Here is an 18,727-nt window from a genome sequence, read left to right as displayed (position 1 = left end):
TTACAGGACGAATAGCCTTTTGTCGTTTGAAAATCGACCACGAGGACATGGAAAGGACCCCTTCAGGATCTAACTCTGACCTCTTAGACACGTTTATCGCTTTTTTCCGGCAGTTAGAGTCTAGTGCTCTTGAGAAGAAAGAAGACGAACTGGTAGTCGCTTCGGTAGCGTTTAACGATCTTGCTGAATACGACTCTGAGGTCGCAGAAAAATATCTTAAACACCCCGAAAGACTTCGTGATTGGGCAGAAGAAGCACTCCGATCGGAACATGAAGAATCGCACGTCTCTGTTCAGATGCAAGATACGCGACGGATCAAACTAGCGTCTCTCAGGACGAAGCACATCGGCGAACTCTTCACAGTCATCGGGACAGTTGCGACAGCGTCTCCAGTCCGGTCAAAGCCGACGGAATTGGCGTTCCAGTGCCAGCGTTGCGGGACGATGACGTACATTCCCCAGACACGGTCAGGGAGTAATGAACCTGCTGAGTGCCAAGGGTGCGAACGTAGTGGGCCATTTGTAGTAAACAGAAACCAAAGTGAGTACGAGGATTACCAGCGTCTCACGCTCGAACAACGCCATAAAGGCGTCGGAACTGACGACGAGGCTGAGACTCTCGAGGTCGAACTTATCGGCGACCTTGCTGGGAGAGCGACCCCTGGTGAAACTGTCGCGGTGACAGGTGCCGTGCAACTCGCTGATGAAACCCTCTCCACGACCATCCCGGACAAATATCTTGACGCCCACAGCCTCACTGAGGCCGACCCAAACGCTCATATCGAAATCACCGACGATGACATCGAAAAAATCCTCGAGATAGCAGACCGCGACGATATCTACGAGGCTATCACTGGCAGTATCGCACCGTCGGTTCACGGCAACGAACACATCAAACTCCCTCTCGCACTCCAACTCGCGTCGGGAGTTCGGAAGCGTCTCCCAGATGAGTCCACTATCCGAGGGACGATACACGTCGGCATCATCGGTGACCCAGGGAGTGCGAAATCTCAAATGGTTCGAGCAGCAGCTCGGCTTTCCCCTCGTTCAGTCGTGGTTTCTGGTGAAAGTTCGAGCGAAGTCGGACTTACCGCCGGTGCTTACAACACTTCCTCCGGGTGGGAAACGCGTGGGGGTGCCGTCGTGAAAGCGAATCATGGTCTTGCTGTAATTGAAAATGCCCACAGCCTCCGGAGCGAAGAGAAGGTTGCATTATCGAATGTCATAGCTGATCAACAGGTAGATGTCTCGAAGGCAAGCGTTGTCGACACGCTTCCTGCACAGACGTCGACGACGATCGTTGGGAGACCGAAGTTTGGACGGTTCGACCAGTACGAACCGATCGCTCCGCAAGTAGACCTACCACCAGGATTACTCAGTAACCTTGACCTCACGTTCATCGTGAGAGATGACCCCGACCCAAAGTCGGATTCTGGAGTCGCTGAATTCATTTTAGACTCGAACAAGGCTGGCGAGATGCGAACCCAGGCCGAGAAGATTCCGGCGTCGGCGTACGACGAGGACGAGATAGAGACTGCGAGCGAACTCGTAGAGCCTGTAATTGACCGCGAGTTGCTCATAAAGTACTTCGTCTATGCTCGTCAGAATTGCTTCCCGACCCTGAGTGAAGAAGCGAAGGAAGTAATCCGTGATTTCTACGTCGACTTCCGTGCAAAGGGGAGTGATGAGGACGTGCCCATACCGTTAACGGCACAAAAGCTTGAAGGGCTCGTCCGCCTCGCCGAAGCGTCAGCACGACTTCGACTTTCTGACACGGTGACTGAAGAAGATGCAGAGCGAGTAACGGAAATCGTCGAGTCCTGTCTCCAAAACCTCGGCATAGATCCCGATACCGGTGAGTTCGACGCAGAGATTGTGGAGACGGGGACGACGAAAAGCCAGAAGGACCGGATAAAAGCACTCCGCCAACTGATCTACGATATTGGCAAACAGGACGATAATGACGGATTCGCGCCTAAAGAGCAGATATTCCAACGTGCAGTGACTGAACTGGATATCAACGAGAAGAAGGCCCAAGATGAAATCGAAAGCCTTCGCCGGAAAGGGGAGCTCTACGAGCCGAGAACAGGCTACCTTCGTTTAACAAACACCGACGATTTAGAATAAGACAGCAACATCTTGGATGGTGCGTACAGAACTGGTTTCGATAGATTTCGGCTATCTCCGATAGTCTATTCTCTTCTTGAACTCGGTCTGAGTACTTCGATGAAAGCCCTCGGCTGCTCGGCATCCCGCGGCCATGCGAGACTCCGTCTCGCTTGTCCCCGTTCGCTTCACTCACGGGTACTCGCTGCGCTCCTCGTACCTGCGGTGCTTGCGGGGTGTCGGGGAACGTCCGAGACGGCCTCGCCCTTTCTGAGTCCGCCAGACTGTCGGTTGGGACACTGAGCGTTGAATTCGATTGAACAGGTGATTCGTTACGGCACGCACCGCTCGCCGCTTCCGCCCTTCGCGTCGCTCGCGACCGACCATTCCGGGCTGTCGCGGTCTCGTTCCGTCGTCACTCGACCGCGTTCCGGGCTAAAGTGAATCTGGTCTCGACGCCAGCATTAAGCGCGTTTTCGGTTGCGACCCTTGCGGGCGTTCGCGTTCCAGCGCTTTGGGCCGTTCCGCGCGGCGAGTCACAACACGACTCGCCGTGCTCACGACCGTCGCGCTGGACACGGACCCGCAGGCCGGGCCGGACACGAGAAACGGCTTAAAGCTGGCCGCTCGCTCCGGGCGGGGTATCGGTCCGCTCACTCGGCAGACTCGCGGTGCTCGTCTGCCCCGCCCCCGCTCGCGACGCTCGCGGGGACTTCTCGTTCGCGTCCCGAGACTCACCTCGCTGCGCTCGGTGAGTCGGCGCGCGGTGCTGGTTGTGTGGCCTCCCGTGGACGCGCTCTCGCTCGCGCCCACATTGGGGCGCTCGCGAAGGCGCGAGCGAGAGCGCGGAGATGGATCTGTCGGTCGTCGTTGTCGGAAAACCGCGATGTTTGGGGCATCGCGGTGGCGGCGCGTGAGCGCCTTCAGGAGTTGAACTCCAATGTCGAGTAAGAACGTCTTCGGTAATGAGGTTTCGGTCGATGAACAGGCATTCGAGCAGACGGACGACGAAGCGGCGGCTGCGGAACGCTACCCGGTCGTCGACGAGACGCCGGAGTTCCGGCCGACGGTCGAACAGGAGACGCAGGCGAAGGTGGATGCGAACCACCCAGACGGGATTGTCGACACTGACGGGGACCAAATTCACGGTGTGACCCTCGGACAGGAAGAGCGCATCAAGGCGCGGGAAGCCGAACTGGAGCGCATCAGTGCTCAAGCCGAACTGGGAATGCAGGAGGGTCGTGCGAAGCGGACGCGAGACATCGCGGCGAAGCAGAGCGCACAGCGGCGTGCGGAGTTCCAGAAGCGGGCTGCGAGCGTGAATCCGATGGCTGACCCGGAACGGGAGGATCCCCGTGCAGAACTGACGCAGGAGCAGTTGGCGGCGGTGAACACCCAAGCAGATCGGTTGGTCGAGAAGCTGGATGGTTGGTCGCGAGCGGCGATTGGCCGGCGGCTGGGTGAAGCCGTGGCCCGTGGGAAGGACGTGAGTAGTGCGGTCGTCAGCGTGTTCGAGGAGTTGCAGACGGCACCCGGTCGAGTGGTGCCCATCGGGAAGCTCGAAGCGGTTGATCGGAAGGAGGTGAGCATCGAAGGTCAGGTCAAGACATTGTGGGATCCCTCGCATCCGAGCATCGCTCAGGTTGGACTCATAGCGGACGACAGTGGGCAGACTCGCATGACGATCTGGGAGGCGTCAGATGCTCCGTGGATTGAGGAAGGCGAGCAGGTGCGCATTCATGGGGCGGCACGGAACTGGTACAATGGGCGCGTCTCAGTAGCCGTCACTGGGTGGAGCACCATTATGTTCCCCGAACGCGGTCGGTGGTGGGAATAGCCGGTCGTCGCACCCTTCTTTTTTCTACGTGCCGGACCGGCCCAAGCCCCACCGCCCCACCCTCCGCTCCGTGCTCACTTAGCTGCGCGCGCAGCCACGACCGGTCTTCTACTAATAGGCCTATTCGAGAACGAGTAGCCTTTGGAGCCATTGACGGCGGTTCAAATCCGCCCGGGACTATACCTAAAACGGTACGAACCCTCTTTTTACAGGCAATTTTATCCGGAAGTTCCAACGCTGACAGGAAGGGTCCGCGGTGGTGACGCGCGCTTGTCGCGAATGAATGTGAGTTGTGAAACTCACCTGTGAAAGTGAACTATGAGAGTGATTAATCACACCACCCGATCACAGGAAATTAGAAGGTAGTGGCGTCGAGAATCCAGATTATGGCAAACACGCCAATAACCAACCAGAAAGCCTACTAAGAGTTCATGCTGGCCAAAGGATTCGATACAGAAATCGATATCAAGCTATTGCGCCGCTCAGAAGATGGTCGATAGCGTGCGACATGCGACGACAACACGGTATGGTCCGACACTCCAGCAAGCGCAGTAGACGCGATTGCTGACGAGCTACGCGAGTCCTAGCCGATCGGCTAGTTTTCGCTCTACTGTGTAGCATCGACGTATCGTCGTGTCTCCGTTCTTCCGATAGAACGAAGATACTACACTATCCTTATCGGACTAATGACGATTGATTCACTGGACGATCTACCACAGGATGTCCAAAATCGCGAGAGCGCAACGTTCGACTTTGGGACGGTCGAAGCTCTTCTCAGAGATGGGTATTTTCGTGGGCCAGCAAAGCATGATGACGATTCAAGAGGTGGTTTGAGGACGCAATCGCTCCGAGGAAACCCTGCTAGTCACAGAAAGAGCATCCTGAGAAAGGCAGTTGAGACGGATCTGCTCAAAGAAACTCCAAAGGGATATGCTACAACACAGTACGGTTATGATTTGTTAGACCAGATGATGGTGTGCGAAGATTGTGGTGGTGACGAGGACCCATTTAGTGCTGTGATTAGAACGGGGAGGCATAGAGGCTATCTGGCTGTATTCACCGCATGTTTCTCTTGCCAGGACCCGACTACTGCTCAGAATGCGGATTTATACAATCGGGACGAGGAGGAGTTGGAAGAGGCAGTAGAGGTGATGGAGTCCCACGATGTCGTTTGCTATCTTAACGGGAAAACTCTAGATGAGGTCAAGGATGACCTAGATCTTTGAACTGTACACTCTGTATGCATCTCAGGGTATCGTAGAAGCTTGTTTTTGTGTTAGAAGCTCCGTTCTGCGTTGGTTGGGTCGAATAGTTCCCGGCAATTAAAACAAGTGACGCTGTTTCTTTTTGGCAATAGTATTCATCTCGCCACAGTGTGGGCAATCTACCTGAATTGATCCTGCCACGGTGACTTCGACCGACTCTTCTCTTGTATCTACTTCGAATTTGTCGTGTACCCCTGTTTCTGCGACAGACTGATTGACTTCGTTAGCCGCTTGCGTTCGTCAGTCGTTATCGTCGTCGGAATCATCATCGTCGGAGTCATCACTACCGAAATGATCGTCAAGCGATGACTGATCTGAACCGTGTAAGTAATCCTCAACAGATTCACTCATCACCTGCGATTCTACGGTGAGAATCTTGCCCATGTGGTCGCGTGTGAATTCGTAGTGTTGATTCTTCACATGGTCACAGGCACCGAATTCGTTCAAGAAGTCGAAAACAAGGTCCAAATCGGCTAGACCGACGTTGTGTCGCGGTGCGAAGTAGTCACGAACCTCTGTACGTGTTACCTCCACACCGCCATCATGGTCTACGGCTTGCTCACCCCAAATATCACAGATCGCCATCGCAAGGATCTCGTGTTCCATTCCCTCGGTGAGCATGATTTCGTCCGGTGGGTTTACCGGGAGGTCAACGCCACGTTGGAGAAGAGATTGGAGACCACCGTCGTCGTTGAACTCCCCGGCAAGTACACGAAGTTCACCGCCATAGTCCTGTGTCATCACTACAGCGTTGTTCAAGAGTTCGTTCAATGCTTCGCGGAATGCATCAGATTCTTCGCGCGTCTCTTCGATGTACTCCTCGTCGAGGTCCTGGTACACAATAACCGGTTCAACCGCAGTCACTGTACCGTCGTACCCTGTTTTTTCTCGGACTTGCGCGTCTTTGAGCGCGTCTTCAGCTGCTTCGATGTTCACCGCAGCGCATTCACGCATCTGTTTGATATCGCGAGCATCGATATTGTTCCCGCTCTTGATTTCCGCGAGTACGCACGTCTCACTGTCGTATAATACGAGATCGGGTTCTGCGCGGACATCGTTGCGACGGTCCTCGATGACCGGGAACATAACGGGGATACGAACGCCATGTGTGGCCAGGGGCGGATCGGCTCGGGCAGTGGTGGCGGAGTAAAACAGGTTGTAGGTGTTTACTTCGCGTCGTTGCCGTTCCCCGTCCGTCAGCCCTACCATGTCTATTTGATAGCCACCGGATTTTGCGACTTGCTCAGCGAGTACGTTGAATCAAGCTTATCATACACTTTACGGACGAAGCTTCGGAGACTAAGCGCGGTTGTAGTGTCGCGTGCATAGAGGATGATGTTCGGCCCTTCTACTGCAACATCGAATGTTTCGCTGTATTCAGTGTCGAATACGCGGACTTTCCGTCCACTATCACGGATACCGTAGCGGTACTGGTTCCCGTTGAGTACATTCTGCTTAAGCTCCGCTATGAGATCTTCAGCATCGTCACGATCTGGGTCCGTGAGTTCGACGGCAGTGAATCCGTCTACGGCGAAGCCGTTCTCGAGGTTGTCGTGCGTGGGTGGGAGCTCGACACTGAAGCTCTGCCGGTCGAGTTCCTGGTACCCTTCAGTAAGGCCGAGAAGTGTTTCGACGGCCTTAGGCTCAGACCCGTCACGCACGGACCGCATCGTCAACCGACCTTTGTTCGTGTTCGCCCCTTGGATAGCTGTGTCGGGGCTATTCTTCTGATCGAATTCAATGCGCGTCGGTTTGGCGTCAAAGGTTTCTTCGGCTTTCCTGAGGTCTCCAGGTTCCGCACCGCTGAACGTGAGGGTTGCGTCTCGTTCTCTATTCGGTGCATGGTATTTCGCGGTGAATCCGCTAATGCGGGAGTCGCGAATACGTTCCGTGAGGTCCTCTAAATTATCGGCTGAGAGGTAGAGACGCTCAACACACGGGAGGTATTTGAGGAAATTCTCAATGGTCTTCTCCCGCCAGTCAGAGTGGATTGTTGTGAGCACCCAGAGGTACCCGTCGTTCGTGACAAAGACGAACTCGTCTTCCCGACCCTTTGCCGGGGTGGTGATGGAGACGAGGGATATGTCATCGTCTGCGACTTCTTCGTTGAAGGTGTGGTTGGCGACATAGTTTCCGGCGTGTCCACTAACCTTGTCGCTTTCAGCGAGATGAGTCACCCATTGGTTGAGATCACCAATTTCGTAGCCTTCGTTATCGCAGATGTATATGTTGAGGTCGGTTTGGTCCCCGCTTCGCGTCGTCTTTTCGTCCATCTCCTCTTCGGATTTGACGACGTATTCGATGAGTTCGTGTAGTACCTCCCGTGTGGTCTTTCCTTCAAGGGAGGCGGGATCGAGGTCCATGTGGATTGTACTCCGTTATGACGGGTGTATTTGTGGGCCGTTCGCTACTCTAGTTTCGTGTGAACGTGGAATCTAGACAGGTAATAAGATTGTTCATCCTTCTCTGATAGGTTTGTGGATAGTTCACACGGTTATGCGGTCTCAGATTGACCGGACCGAGACTATCCGAACGGGTGTGATTGCGTGTTTGTGTACAAACGTGCAGCGGGCCGAGAGGTGATTTCCTGAAACAGTCGAACTCGACTGGTTGGGTCGAAAATCTAGCCAGTGACAAGTCTTAGCCTGCACGAAAAACTATACTAACATGCAAAGTGGGAACAGAACGGAAAAAGGCGGAAGCTGGAACGTCTGGATGACCCACGACGAACCCTTGCTCCCCCGGAAGAAGCACACCGTGCAGACGTGGGTCGAGAAGGCCGCGGAACGTGCAGCCGAAGAGACAGGAGACACCGAGCGTGTGTCGAGTCACGACCTTCGGCGTTGTTGAGCGCAACACCTTCTCGTAGAAGACATCGAAACCGACTACGAGGCTGGTAGTCTGCCATCACTGTCGAATGAGCGGACGATTTCTGTGAACCGACCGCTGTGCAGAGAGGTTTTTCGAGCGCCGGCGATGGGTGCCGGCGCAGCGGGAGCGAGCAAGCAACGGCCCCGGTGCGTCGGCGCTTCAAGGTGTTCGAGATGCACATGGTCATCTACGCGCTGGTAGAGGCATCGACGCAGGACGACGCGTTAGCCACCGGAAGGACGGTGTTCGACCAGTTAGTGGGTGCAGACCTGCACTCCTGCGCCGTCTTTGATTACTATGTCACGTTCGATGAAGAGGGCACCTCCGTCGCAGGCAAGGCGCGTTGGGGTGATCTCCCGATCGCTGCGCCCGTTGACTCGAACACTGGCCAAGAACTGCTTGACCGTGGGTGGGAAGCGACAAAGGAGGAGTTCGAACGTAATCTCGAACGGGTGAAAGAGGCGCTCGACAACCTCACCGCCGAGGAGATTATGCGTGACGAGGACCTCGCTCGGCACGCATTCTACCAAGTGGGAGCATACAACGGACCGACGATCTTCCTGTACAACGAGTACGCAAATGGGATCCGTCACCGGGAACAGTTAGACCGAGTTCTTGAGGAGAGCGAGAACCTCTGGATCGTACCCGCTGACGTTCACTTCTGAGATCTGCTGTAGATCACTAATTCATGTGGGGGAGCTGAACACGCGTTCTCACGTACTCTCCTATTGAGATAGCGCGTAAGCGATCCTCCTTGCTTCCATCGACAGTGGCGCACAGCGCGCTAAACGACTCATCCATTCTTAGCAATGCCAGAATCCAATTAGTCCACGAACGACGCAACCGATGAACAGCCTCCTGAAACGCAATATATCGAACGCAGTGATACCGGCGTCTCCATCACCGTTCAGATCAAACGCGGCCAGGGCACACGTGATGAAGACAAAATCAAGGGAAAGGTGAAAGCGAGAACCCTCGAGGAAGCCCAAGACGATATGGAGGTGCTTCGAGAGTATCTCCACAGACTCGCTGAAGACGTTCGACAGATTCAACCGGAGGCTGAAAGCGAGTAGAGTGCCAGGACTGATCAGCTCCCGGTACTGTTTTGAATTGCAATCAGAAGTTGTCCTCCGCTAACTCGCACAGCGAATAACCGAGATCTGAGGCAATCGTTGTAATGTATCTACGTGTCCTCCGCGAACCGCATGTTGCTATCAAAATACTGTGGGATGTCGCGCTCGACAGTCCCGAACTCCCACCGGCGGATATGCCTGCACTTCTTCAAACGGTAGTGGCCCTCGGGTTTAGTCGAACCCGAAGGGCACGTCGCCGCCGTTTTCTTTCAGGTAGTCCACGGCGTCTGAGATACTGGTAAGACGGACGGCGTTTCGTTGGCCGCCGTAGGCTTCAATCGGTGCGTCGGGGTCGGTTACCAGCTCCTCAAGCAACTGCCGCCCACGGCCTTGTTCGTGAGACGGGAGGACCATATTGACGATGGTGTCGATTTGCTTGTTGTGGCCGCCAACGATTCGCTTCCGGAGCATTTTGCGCACGATCCGATTTCTGTTCGCTTGACTTCCCATCTCTCTGTATTGTAGTAGTATGACACCATATGTGTTGCTTGTAGTATACACTATTGCAGTTTGCACAGTGCACTTATGTGCCCCTAGGACGATGTTATAATTGAGATGGAACAACAGAAGGAGTCCGAGGCGTTCGCGGATGACACGCCGTTGGTGTGGTTACTTGGGAAGCCAGCTCGAGTGCGAATTCTGAGCGTCTTCGTCGATGAACGAGGGTACGAGCTGAACGTGAGTGAAATCGCCCGACAGGCGGGGATCGCTCGGTCGACGGTGTACGACCACATCGACGACTTCGTCGACGTCAGGATCGTCGAGGAGACGCGACAGTCGGAGGCGCGACAGCGGTACCGACTCAACGAGGAGAACGATATCGCAGAGCTTCTCTACAAACTCGACGGTGTCACGCTGCAGGCTCTGCTTGAGCGCGACGGACACCTCGAAGAGTAGTTTCTCCTCAGGAGGTACTTCACCATCCACTGCTGCCTGCCAGCGAGAGAAAAGGGGTGAGGACCACGAGAATATCTACGGCCCCCAACATCGCACCAACCAGAAGATACGCATTGAGGAGCGAAGGGGCCGTTCCCTGAAATGCGCCTTGGACGGCGGCCTCTGGTGTGACTTGGAAGATAGAGGTGAGTATGAGAAGGCCGAGTACGTACACTACATTTCCAAATAGCAAATTCACTATGGGATTGTCAGGGCCTACGGACATATGTTATAGTTAGAGACTTTTCAATTTAAGTGTTTGACCACTATGTCCGCAGTTCCGGCGAGGCACTTATGCAGTTCTGGCACTCACCTAACATTAATGGAGGCGAAAGTCATGATATTTGGTATTGGGCCTGTCGAAGCCGCGTTTGGAGCGGTTGCCCTTCTTGGGGCGATCTACGTAGCCCTTGGTGCGGTCGACGGCGTACGGGGACAGCCCGCAGTAGGCGTTCCCCACCTCACGACGAGATTCGAATCCGTACTCGCAAAAATCGGGCTGCTGGCGCTTCTCGTAGGCTTCGTGTTCCTCGTCCTCAAGTACAACCTCGTCTAACTGGCGTCAGAACACGATGACCCCCAACTCGAGGACGTAGTCCCCGTCCCCGAGTTCGACGGCATCTCCGCTCTGGGGCTCGAAGAACGTCACATCTCTATTGTTGGTTACTAAACCAACGTCCCCATAGTATTGGCAATATCACCAACATATGCAGATGGCACCCGAAGACGACGTCGAAGTAGTCATCGACGAAACCCGTGAGAAAGGGGACGAAATTGTCAACATCCGCATCCTCTCTGTCCTGAAATCGGAGAAATCCCCGGAGGGAGTAAAATACAGGTTCCAATACGGGAAGAAAAGAGCCGAGAATCCCATCCTCCGATACGACAACCAGCACGGCGTTCACGAACGCCACGATGGAGGGAGCGTCGAAGAAATCGACTCCCCGGGCGTGAAACCGTTGCTTCAACGGTTCCTAGACGAAGCCGGAATTGACCTCTAAACGACTGAGTGCCATCCCAAAAAGAAAGTCCTACCATGCCAAGCAATACCCTCGTAGTCCGAGTCGAATCGGACCAAGACTTCGCAGAACACGTCCTCGACGCCGCAGAACGCGCCGATAAAGGCAAAATAACTGAGGACCAGTACGGTGTCTCACTCCCCGATGAGGCCGCACTCGCACGCATCCTGAGCGAGAAGAATCTCGAACTCATCCGGACGATCGCTCGCGAAGAGCCGAGTAGCCAACGCGAGTTAGCCCGACTCGTCGACCGTGACATCAAGAACGTCTCGAACTCGCTCACCGATCTTGCTGAACTCGGCCTCGTCAAATTCGAAGAAGACGGCAGGTCGAAGCGACCGGTCGTCTGGTACAACGATATCCACGTCAAGTACGATCTCGGCGTTGATGGTGAGGGAACCGAAGTGAGTGCATAAGACCAAGCTCGACGAGTCAGAAAAACGGACTCCTCTCACCACATCCCTGATACGAGGAACGCCCGCCACGCCGCATCAGCGGGGAAGTTCACTTGTCGCCCCCATTTCCTCGGAACGCGTCGGCGGCCTCGCGGATGGTCGCGGGCCCGAACGCCCAGCATACGCGAGCGCGAGGGTGACGCCGGCGAGCACCAGGATGATCGCCAGCACGTCGATCGTGTAGGGATGGCGTGTACTCAGCGACCGCGTCGTCGAGGCGGGTGCCTTGAGCGCCTGCGGTTCGTTCGAGTTCGATTTATTGTCGGTGGTGGAGTTGTCACTCATGGTCGTAGTCGGTGAGACGAAGCGACTGTGCTCATATCGCGGTTGCGGACTCATGCGAAAATCACGTCGTTAGTAAGGACTCGCCCTACTCTCACGGAGTCTACAGGGTCAGCGCAAGAAGCCTGTATACTATACAGGAGACAAACTTATTACACTAGATGATTGTCACATAGTAGATAATGAAAAAGCTTCTCGCGATAGCACTTGTGGTGCTTTTGGTCGTGTCCTCTTCTGCTGCTGCTCTCCCCGGTAACGCCCCAGAAGACGTTCTTAATGGAGATGTATTAGAAATCTCGATAGATGGCCCTGCCACACTGAACACGGACGACTCGGGGAACGTCTCGGTTACTGTTGAGAACACGGGGAAGCGTGCAATAGAAGACGTCAACATCCTCGTCTTTGACGGTGGCGAAGACCTCGAGGTCGACGGAGAAGGAGACATCGGCCACCTCAGTAGTGGCGAATCTGTACCTATTGAATTCAACATTAGTACCGGCGAAAGCCTCAGGGCGGCTGGGACGAATAACCTCACGTTTGTTGTAGAGGATGGCAAAGGGAATACCCACCACGCGGTGGAGACGGTTGTCAAAGTCGAATACGACGTCTGTGAGGACAGTAGTGCAGATCGGTTTGACAAATTCTTGGAAGGGTGTTATACCGACAGGTTTTCGAACTACATCTCCAACATTGGGGATGACTGAGTTGCGAACCTAGATTTTGCTTGCCGTCGCTTCGATCCGGCGCTAGATGCGCGAGACGACTTGTACGAGTAAGAGAAACGAACCTTAACCAACACATCCGGTTGAATTGTTTAGTTGTAGGTTAAGCGAAGGCGGAACGGATCCCGCCTTCCGGTGGGCCATCGAATGGGCGTGTCACCTTGCGACCGACACGCCCAGCGATGTTGAGCAGTTCGATGAGTTCCTCGAGTACCTCGTTACAGTCGGCTTCGCTGACGAACCCCACGAACTCCGATAACCGACAGCTCGGGTTTTTTTGTACGCCCCGAGGGGTGCGGCGCGTCCTGAACTGATGCAGCCGCCGTGAAGTTGATTCGGTGAACACAATGGCTACGACCAGTGATTCGTCGGTCTCCTTCGATCAGACCGACACTCGATCGGACGAGATGAACAGCACCATCGAAGCATGGATTGATGAACTCGTCGCCGACGTCGATGACGCGCAGGCCAGCGCGGAGTTCCAGGAGTGGCTCGACGTCCAGAGTCGCTTCCACGATTACTCGTATCGAAATACACTCCTGATCAAGCGCCAGTGTCCCGAAGCGACGAAGGTCGCTGGCTATCGAACCTGGCAAGAGGAGTTCGACCGGCACGTCAAGGAAGGCGAGCAGGCCATCTGGATTTGGGCCCCGATCATCACGAAGCAGTGCCCAGAATGCGAGAATTCGCCAAGTTATCATGAGGACAGTGACTGTGATTACGACAAGACGCCGCCCGAGGAGTGGTCCAAGGGCCTTGTCGGGTTCAGACCCGCGCCGGTATTCGACATCTCCCAGACCGAAGGTGAGCCGCTTCCGGAACTCGGCACAGTGGCGACCGGTGACGCCGACGACCTCGTCGGCCAGTTGACTGACGCTGCTGACGACCTCGGAGTGACAGTTCAGATTGTTCCTGAACGGGAATGGTCACCCGGAGAGGCGAAGGGTATCTGTGAACGGCTGAGTCTCGCCGACGCCAAGCCTCTCGTCGAGGTTCGAGACCGCGAGAACGATGCGGACCTCGCCCGGACAGTGATTCACGAGTACGCGCACGCCTTGCTCCACTTCGACGTTGATGACGATATAGAGCGCTCGAAACGCGAAGTCGAGGCGGAAGCTGTAGCGTACATTGTCGGGCGGTACTATGGGCTCAACACGAGTGGATCGGCGTTCTATCTTGCTGCTTGGGAATCAGACGATTCAGAAGTCGTCCGCGATCGTCTCAGCCGGATCAGCCGAACTGCAGAGGAAATTATTGCGGTTCTCGAAGACTGATCTCTCACCAGTTTAACCAACGTTCGATAGAGAATCCGCCACACGTTGGTTAAGTGTGCATCTGAGTGTACTCCAGCGTAGTTTACTATAGAGTAAACTACTCACTGCCAGGACGTGAACTGTATCGTATGAATACTGACCGAGGGATTACTGAGGAGACGGAAACGCGCGAGCTCGTCCACTTCGTCACCCAGCAGACCCGGTTCGCGCTCATCAGTAACATCCTTCAGCACCCGAAGCAACTGCCCTCGATGTATGAACTCGAGGAGCTCAACCCTAGCGTCAGCGATGCCACCGTCTACAAGCACATCCAAAAGCTGATCGACGCCGGCATCGTCAGGGAGGTCGCACTCGACGACGACCGGCGCCGACAGGGCTATCCCTGGAAGTTCTACGGTCTCACCGAGAAGGGACGGACATTCCTCGAGGAACACAATCTGCTCGCCGCTGAGGAGACGCTTCAACAAATCTACGAAACCATCTCCGACAAACCCGAGAAGATGGTCAAGTACGAGGATGCGCCTCGTCCTGAAGAGCAGTAGCCTCCACTGGTAGCGGACGAGAATCATACTCTGTGGCTGGCAGATTTTCCCGTTGATAAGTTGTGAAGTCGATCTGAGAGTACTACGGACGAGATCCCAATATACGGCTCAAAATGACCAAATTAGCATCGTCTTAACCAACAAAAGTATGAATCGTCGTTCCGTGTTGGTTAACACGAGAATTCCCAATGTCTTCCGAACCACCGACCCCATCATCGGACCTTCCAACAGAGATAGTAAACAGTCTCAACGAGTGTCCACCGGAACGTCTCAGGGACGTTGCCCGCTACGCCGAGGCGTTGGCCGAGCACAAGGAGCGTGAGGATCGTCTTGAGGAGGAGTCAGACGAGAGCGACAGTAAGGAACGGCCTGATGATCTTCCGGACGACGTCCCCGCAAAGGCGACGATCACGATCAAAGAAATCAACGACAATCGCTATTACTACTGGCAGTGGAGAGAGGGGGACAAAATCAAATCAAAATATAAAGGACCGGTCACCCCCAATGAGTAGTCCATTCGGAGATTACCGCATTCCCGCAGATGCGATTTCTCAGAGGTGTTGTCAGACACTCCACTATTGCCAGTAAAACCGGGAGACGAAGCTCGGGTGAAAGAAACTGGCAACGACAGCTCTGGTGTTACCCAATCGGGTTAACTAGAAGAGAGGTTACTGGCAATACCGGAGAGGGTACTGGAGAAACTGGCACCGTCGGTTGGCGTTTTACTGGCAAAGGTGGAGAGGGTATTGGCACTACTGGTTTCGATGGTACCCATCTCAATCCAGAACTTGATGCCTCTTTGCGGTTTCACGGATCTCAGTAAGATCTCCAAATTCACTCTCGAGCGCATCCAACGCAGATGAGAGCGAAACATCTAGCTCGTACTCGTTGTAGTTACCACGTCCACCAGTCGAATCGACGAGCCGTAAGATACCGTGTAGGCTCAGATCCGATAGGTGGTCATGAACTCGACGCCGTTTTAGCGGGTCAGTCCCATGATTCCGTAGTATCTTCTGATACCGTTGATAGATTAACTTCGTGCGTTCAGGAGTTTCGCCTTCAGCGGCTAGCTGACACACCGTCAGTAGTACGTATTGACCCTGGCGAGTCAACGAATGCATTCCTTCGACAACCTGCTGGCGCTGAATTTGATGCTCAGCTTCCCGGACGTGTTCCTCCGTGATCTTCGCCTCGCCACCGGCCATTGCCTCGTTCTCAGCGATGTCAGCAGCTTTCCGTAATAGACGGAGTGCCTGGCGAGCAGACCCTGAATCCTGTGCCGAGAACGCCGCACATAGCGGGATTACATCTGACTCAAGAACATCGCTGTGAAGTGCGATATCAGCACGTTGTCGAAGAATGTTTCGCAGTTCGTTTGCATCATAAGGAGGAAAGAGAATCTCCTCTTCGCAAAGTGTATCTTTCACCTTCGGAGACAGATTTTCTCGGAACTTGAAATCGTTCGAGATACCGATAACACCGATTTTCACGTTGAGATCCAGCTGAGACCGTGCCCGCGGGAGTTCGTATAGGATATCGTCATCCGAGCCGATATTATCGATTTCGTCGAGGACAACGAGAATCGTCCCCCCAACCGACTCGAGGTCGTTGTAGAGTTCGTTGAAGATGCGTTTCTGTTGGTAACCAGTCTCGCTCATCGGTTCCCGTGAGGATGAGACAGTAGTGAGAGGGTGCGACGGTGAACGAATCTCGTTCACGAGATTGACCGCTACCTGATAAGAAGTAGTGCAGCCAGTACAGTTGAGTTCGATAACGTTGAGATCAACGTCATCGTACTCTTCGGCGGATTCCTGCAGTTCCTCGAGAAGATCGTGTGTAGCAGCGGTCTTCCCGACGCCGGTAACGCCATAGAGAAAGACGTTGTTCGGTTGCCAGCCCTGAATGACGGGACGGAGAGCGGCCGCATATTCGTCGAGTTCTTCGTCCCGCTCCTCGAGTGTCTCTGGTTGGTAATCATCACGGAGGACGTCTTTGTCCTGGATGATGAACGATTCTCGATTGAATCGGCCCATAGGCGGACCCAAGACGAAGAGCCATCATAAAACCACGGGTTCCAGTATCACCACTAACCCACCACTCGAACCAGTTCTGCCAGTATTGCGTCTACTTATAAAACACACACACTCCACTATTGCCAGTAAACCTTCGTAACAACTGGAGGGGGTCGTTGACCCCCTCTCTAGATAGCGATACTCTTAATACAATATGCATTCAACCAAATCCGCACTAGAGAAAATTCAGCTAGCTGTAGTAGGTCTAAATAACAGTAACTAGACTAGATGCGTGGTAGTTTCTGTCCTCCCGTTCATCCTCTCCTCGTTACTGGCAATAGTGGAGTGAGAGAGGTACTTAAACAACGAGATTATTGGCAATACTGGCAACACCGGTCGTCTTCTCTCTGCTACCATAGTTGCCTTCCCGGTATTCCAGTCGAAATCCACCTATCGGATACCAGTTAAGGGCTCTTTGACATCCTCCCCACCGTGAACGGCGAGATTCCTCCGTGGGGCGTCGGGCCATTCCCTCTGCCCCCGAGGGCAGCTTCCTCTCCCCGCGTGGAGAGTACGTTGTTCACATACTCAGGTGAAAGTGCCGGCAGTCGGGCAGACGACTAGTTCTGGAGCGAGAAATTCCTCTGTATCAATTTGCTCGGGCAGTCCCGAGTACCGCAACGTCGATGGGCGGGAACTAGCAGGCGATTACGAATTCGAATACGACCCAAAGCAGAGCCGTCTCTTCGAGCTTCTCTGATTCTTCGATCCGCTGTCGAGCCGGAGTGGCTAGTACAGCACTAGGTTTATACCGCTCGGAGCGCTTCCTTCAGGTATGAGCCTCGAAGAGACAGTTGATTACCTCGCTGAGGAACTCGACCTCGAGCGAAGTGACCACGTCCGAGAGGTCGGCCAGTCGGTCGCAGAGCTTCGCGACTGATCAAAACAGTTCTCTGAAATCCCGTTCGACGAGCCCAGACTCTAGATAGTCGATGAACTCCTGCTTTGTCGGCCCCGCTTTCTCGAAAAGATCGTCTCGCTCTGCGCGCTCAAGGACTGCCCGAGCAAACTCCGTACAGTGGTCTTCGTGGCGAGTGGCGTACGTCGACAGTGCGTCACGCCAGTGCATATCCAGCTCGAACTCGTCTAACTGAATCTGAATCCCGTCTTTTCGCTCTACAAGGTCGACGCCAAGCTCTTGCAGTTGCTTGAACCGAATGTTGTTCCGACGAATAGTGATGAGGCGCTTCGAGTCGACGATATAGGGATCAACCCACTCCTGCCAGGTTTCATCATCGAGGTGAGTGCGAGGCATTTCAAAATCTGGCTCAACACTCTCGATACAGAACTGCAGCATCGCAATTCCCGTTCGATGATTCGCATTCGGCAGCGAATGCCGGAGAATGAGATTTGACATCACCTCACCGGCGACCTGTGGGAGTGGTGCGCCCCATGAGACGTGGTTGAGTGCCTGCCGAATCTTCTGTGGTTCAAACTCCTTGTAGAGGCGGAACTCTTCTTCTTCTCTCACGTCTACAGCCGCTTCGAGCAATTCCACTAATCGAAATGCGACGACCTGCCCCTCACGGGGGAGCTCGGCGAGTCGATCGCTGAGCCATTTCTGGTCGAAATCAATCTCGTTTGCGTCTTTGATCTCCGTGTCGCTCTCATAGAGGGCATAGACGGGGGTATCAAACGGATAGCCGATGAGCTTCGTTGCACCGTCCGAATCCTTACGACGAGAAAGAATCTCAGATTGAGAAGCCGAGCTATACTTTAGCGAGAAGTTCTCGGCTTGGGGATGGTGATAGTAAACGAGACGAGCCATCTGTGCAGAAGGGTTGGTGATACGTGCTTAAATCAACTCGGCGTTCGTGCTATCTGGGCCCTGGCACTGCTTTGTCTTGGTATCACAGGTGTCTGGGAGATTGAGGGAGGCTTCGATGTGGAATTACTGAAAGGTCGGCACCTTCTTGGAAACGATGGGAACGAACAAAACGAATGGAACGAATAGAGTGAACCGAACGAGGGTGATGAACGGAATTCCACTAACGAACTTGTTTGCGTACGGTCGGATCCATAGAATCGCTGATTGAAACGAGGGAAACGAACGTAACGAAGGGAGTGATGATAACGAACGAATTCTCTTCAACGAGCAGAACGAACAGTTGGTTTTAACATCGTAGTAATCCTCTCACCGAGTGAAACAACCTCACTGAACGAAACGAACAGAACGAGCAAAACGAACGAAACGAATTAATTAAGAGGAACGAA

The 18,727-nt window shown here is 54.2% G+C and carries 19 protein-coding genes and 1 pseudogene; 13 read left to right on the top strand and 7 right to left on the bottom strand.

Going from position 1 to position 18,727, the window contains the following annotated elements:
• Window positions 1–47 precede the first annotated feature (47 nt).
• The 3 genes from BLS11_RS18730 (at window position 48) to BLS11_RS19160 (ending at window position 5,168) form a co-directional block, all read left to right on the top strand.
• The gene (locus BLS11_RS18730; RefSeq protein ID WP_092539326.1) at window positions 48–2,126 is read left to right on the top strand and encodes a minichromosome maintenance protein MCM; all 2,079 of its coding nucleotides are present in this window, start codon (window positions 48–50) and stop codon (window positions 2,124–2,126) included.
• Window positions 2,127–3,045: 919 nt separating this feature from the next.
• A complete protein-coding gene (locus BLS11_RS18720) occupies window positions 3,046–3,942 on the top strand; it encodes a DNA-binding protein (RefSeq protein WP_092539324.1) in 897 nt (298 codons plus the stop codon).
• 686 nt (window positions 3,943–4,628) lie between these two features.
• Window positions 4,629–5,168 (top strand): hypothetical protein, encoded by a 540-nt coding sequence (locus BLS11_RS19160; RefSeq protein WP_139172833.1) that lies wholly within the window; start codon window positions 4,629–4,631, stop codon window positions 5,166–5,168.
• A gap of 279 nt (window positions 5,169–5,447) precedes the next feature.
• Here BLS11_RS19160 and BLS11_RS18710 read toward each other — a convergent pair whose 3' ends face one another.
• Both BLS11_RS18710 and BLS11_RS18705 read right to left on the bottom strand, forming a co-directional pair.
• A complete protein-coding gene (locus BLS11_RS18710) occupies window positions 5,448–6,416 on the bottom strand; it encodes a hypothetical protein (RefSeq protein WP_092539322.1) in 969 nt (322 codons plus the stop codon).
• 2 nt (window positions 6,417–6,418) lie between these two features.
• Window positions 6,419–7,570 carry a hypothetical protein gene (locus tag BLS11_RS18705; RefSeq protein ID WP_092539321.1) on the bottom strand — a complete coding sequence of 384 codons (1,152 nt, stop codon included), beginning with the start codon at window positions 7,568–7,570 and terminating at the stop codon, window positions 6,419–6,421.
• Window positions 7,571–8,251: 681 nt separating this feature from the next.
• On the opposite strand from BLS11_RS18705, the gene BLS11_RS18695 reads away from it, so the two are divergent.
• Window positions 8,252–8,743 carry a DUF7995 family protein gene (locus BLS11_RS18695; protein ID WP_092539361.1) on the top strand — a complete coding sequence of 164 codons (492 nt, stop codon included), beginning with the start codon at window positions 8,252–8,254 and terminating at the stop codon, window positions 8,741–8,743.
• 177 nt (window positions 8,744–8,920) lie between these two features.
• A pseudogene (locus BLS11_RS19800) lies at window positions 8,921–9,151 on the top strand (DUF7389 domain-containing protein); the annotation flags it as partial.
• A gap of 231 nt (window positions 9,152–9,382) precedes the next feature.
• On the opposite strand, the gene BLS11_RS18685 reads toward BLS11_RS19800, so the two are convergent.
• Window positions 9,383–9,661 carry a hypothetical protein gene (locus BLS11_RS18685; protein ID WP_139172832.1) on the bottom strand — a complete coding sequence of 93 codons (279 nt, stop codon included), beginning with the start codon at window positions 9,659–9,661 and terminating at the stop codon, window positions 9,383–9,385.
• Window positions 9,662–9,766: 105 nt separating this feature from the next.
• On the opposite strand from BLS11_RS18685, the gene BLS11_RS18680 reads away from it, so the two are divergent.
• Window positions 9,767–10,108 carry an ArsR/SmtB family transcription factor gene (locus tag BLS11_RS18680; RefSeq protein WP_114936201.1) on the top strand — a complete coding sequence of 114 codons (342 nt, stop codon included), beginning with the start codon at window positions 9,767–9,769 and terminating at the stop codon, window positions 10,106–10,108.
• 19 nt (window positions 10,109–10,127) lie between these two features.
• On the opposite strand, the gene BLS11_RS18675 is transcribed toward BLS11_RS18680, so the two are convergent.
• Entirely contained in the window at window positions 10,128–10,373 is a 246-nt protein-coding gene (locus BLS11_RS18675; RefSeq protein ID WP_092539318.1) for a hypothetical protein, read from the bottom strand.
• Between the two features lie 96 nt (window positions 10,374–10,469).
• On the opposite strand from BLS11_RS18675, the gene BLS11_RS18670 reads away from it, so the two are divergent.
• From BLS11_RS18670 to BLS11_RS18660, 3 genes are all read left to right on the top strand, one after another.
• The gene (locus tag BLS11_RS18670) at window positions 10,470–10,703 is read left to right on the top strand and encodes a hypothetical protein (RefSeq protein WP_092539317.1); all 234 of its coding nucleotides are present in this window, start codon (window positions 10,470–10,472) and stop codon (window positions 10,701–10,703) included.
• Between the two features lie 157 nt (window positions 10,704–10,860).
• The gene (locus tag BLS11_RS18665) at window positions 10,861–11,148 is read left to right on the top strand and encodes a toxin-antitoxin system TumE family protein (RefSeq protein ID WP_092539359.1); all 288 of its coding nucleotides are present in this window, start codon (window positions 10,861–10,863) and stop codon (window positions 11,146–11,148) included.
• Window positions 11,149–11,183: 35 nt separating this feature from the next.
• Window positions 11,184–11,582 (top strand): HVO_A0114 family putative DNA-binding protein, encoded by a 399-nt coding sequence (locus BLS11_RS18660; protein ID WP_092539316.1) that lies wholly within the window; start codon window positions 11,184–11,186, stop codon window positions 11,580–11,582.
• A 75-nt stretch (window positions 11,583–11,657) separates the two neighbouring features.
• Here the strand turns inward: BLS11_RS18660 and BLS11_RS19155 are convergent, their stop codons facing one another.
• A complete protein-coding gene (locus BLS11_RS19155) occupies window positions 11,658–11,906 on the bottom strand; it encodes a hypothetical protein (protein WP_139172831.1) in 249 nt (82 codons plus the stop codon).
• Between the two features lie 179 nt (window positions 11,907–12,085).
• On the opposite strand from BLS11_RS19155, the gene BLS11_RS18655 reads away from it, so the two are divergent.
• The 4 genes from BLS11_RS18655 (at window position 12,086) to BLS11_RS18640 (ending at window position 14,953) form a co-directional block, all read left to right on the top strand.
• Window positions 12,086–12,607, top strand: coding sequence for a CARDB domain-containing protein (locus BLS11_RS18655; RefSeq protein ID WP_092539315.1), 522 nt, complete (start codon window positions 12,086–12,088; stop codon window positions 12,605–12,607).
• Window positions 12,608–12,972: 365 nt separating this feature from the next.
• The gene (locus BLS11_RS18650; protein WP_092539314.1) at window positions 12,973–13,899 is read left to right on the top strand and encodes an ImmA/IrrE family metallo-endopeptidase; all 927 of its coding nucleotides are present in this window, start codon (window positions 12,973–12,975) and stop codon (window positions 13,897–13,899) included.
• Window positions 13,900–14,027: 128 nt separating this feature from the next.
• Window positions 14,028–14,441, top strand: coding sequence for a MarR family transcriptional regulator (locus BLS11_RS18645; RefSeq protein WP_092539313.1), 414 nt, complete (start codon window positions 14,028–14,030; stop codon window positions 14,439–14,441).
• A 188-nt stretch (window positions 14,442–14,629) separates the two neighbouring features.
• Window positions 14,630–14,953, top strand: coding sequence for a DUF6788 family protein (locus BLS11_RS18640; protein WP_092539312.1), 324 nt, complete (start codon window positions 14,630–14,632; stop codon window positions 14,951–14,953).
• Between the two features lie 264 nt (window positions 14,954–15,217).
• Here the strand turns inward: BLS11_RS18640 and BLS11_RS18635 are convergent, their stop codons facing one another.
• Both BLS11_RS18635 and BLS11_RS18630 read right to left on the bottom strand, forming a co-directional pair.
• The gene (locus tag BLS11_RS18635; RefSeq protein ID WP_092539311.1) at window positions 15,218–16,474 is read right to left on the bottom strand and encodes a Cdc6/Cdc18 family protein; all 1,257 of its coding nucleotides are present in this window, start codon (window positions 16,472–16,474) and stop codon (window positions 15,218–15,220) included.
• 919 nt (window positions 16,475–17,393) lie between these two features.
• Window positions 17,394–18,281, bottom strand: coding sequence for a DUF8172 family protein (locus BLS11_RS18630; protein WP_092539310.1), 888 nt, complete (start codon window positions 18,279–18,281; stop codon window positions 17,394–17,396).
• Between the last annotated feature and the right edge of the window lie 446 nt (window positions 18,282–18,727).

The organism is Halopelagius longus (assembly GCF_900100875.1).
Classification (GTDB): domain Archaea; phylum Halobacteriota; class Halobacteria; order Halobacteriales; family Haloferacaceae; genus Halopelagius; species Halopelagius longus.
The sequence above is the reverse complement of the archived record's forward strand: the minus strand, read 5'-3'. Positions and strand labels throughout refer to the sequence as shown.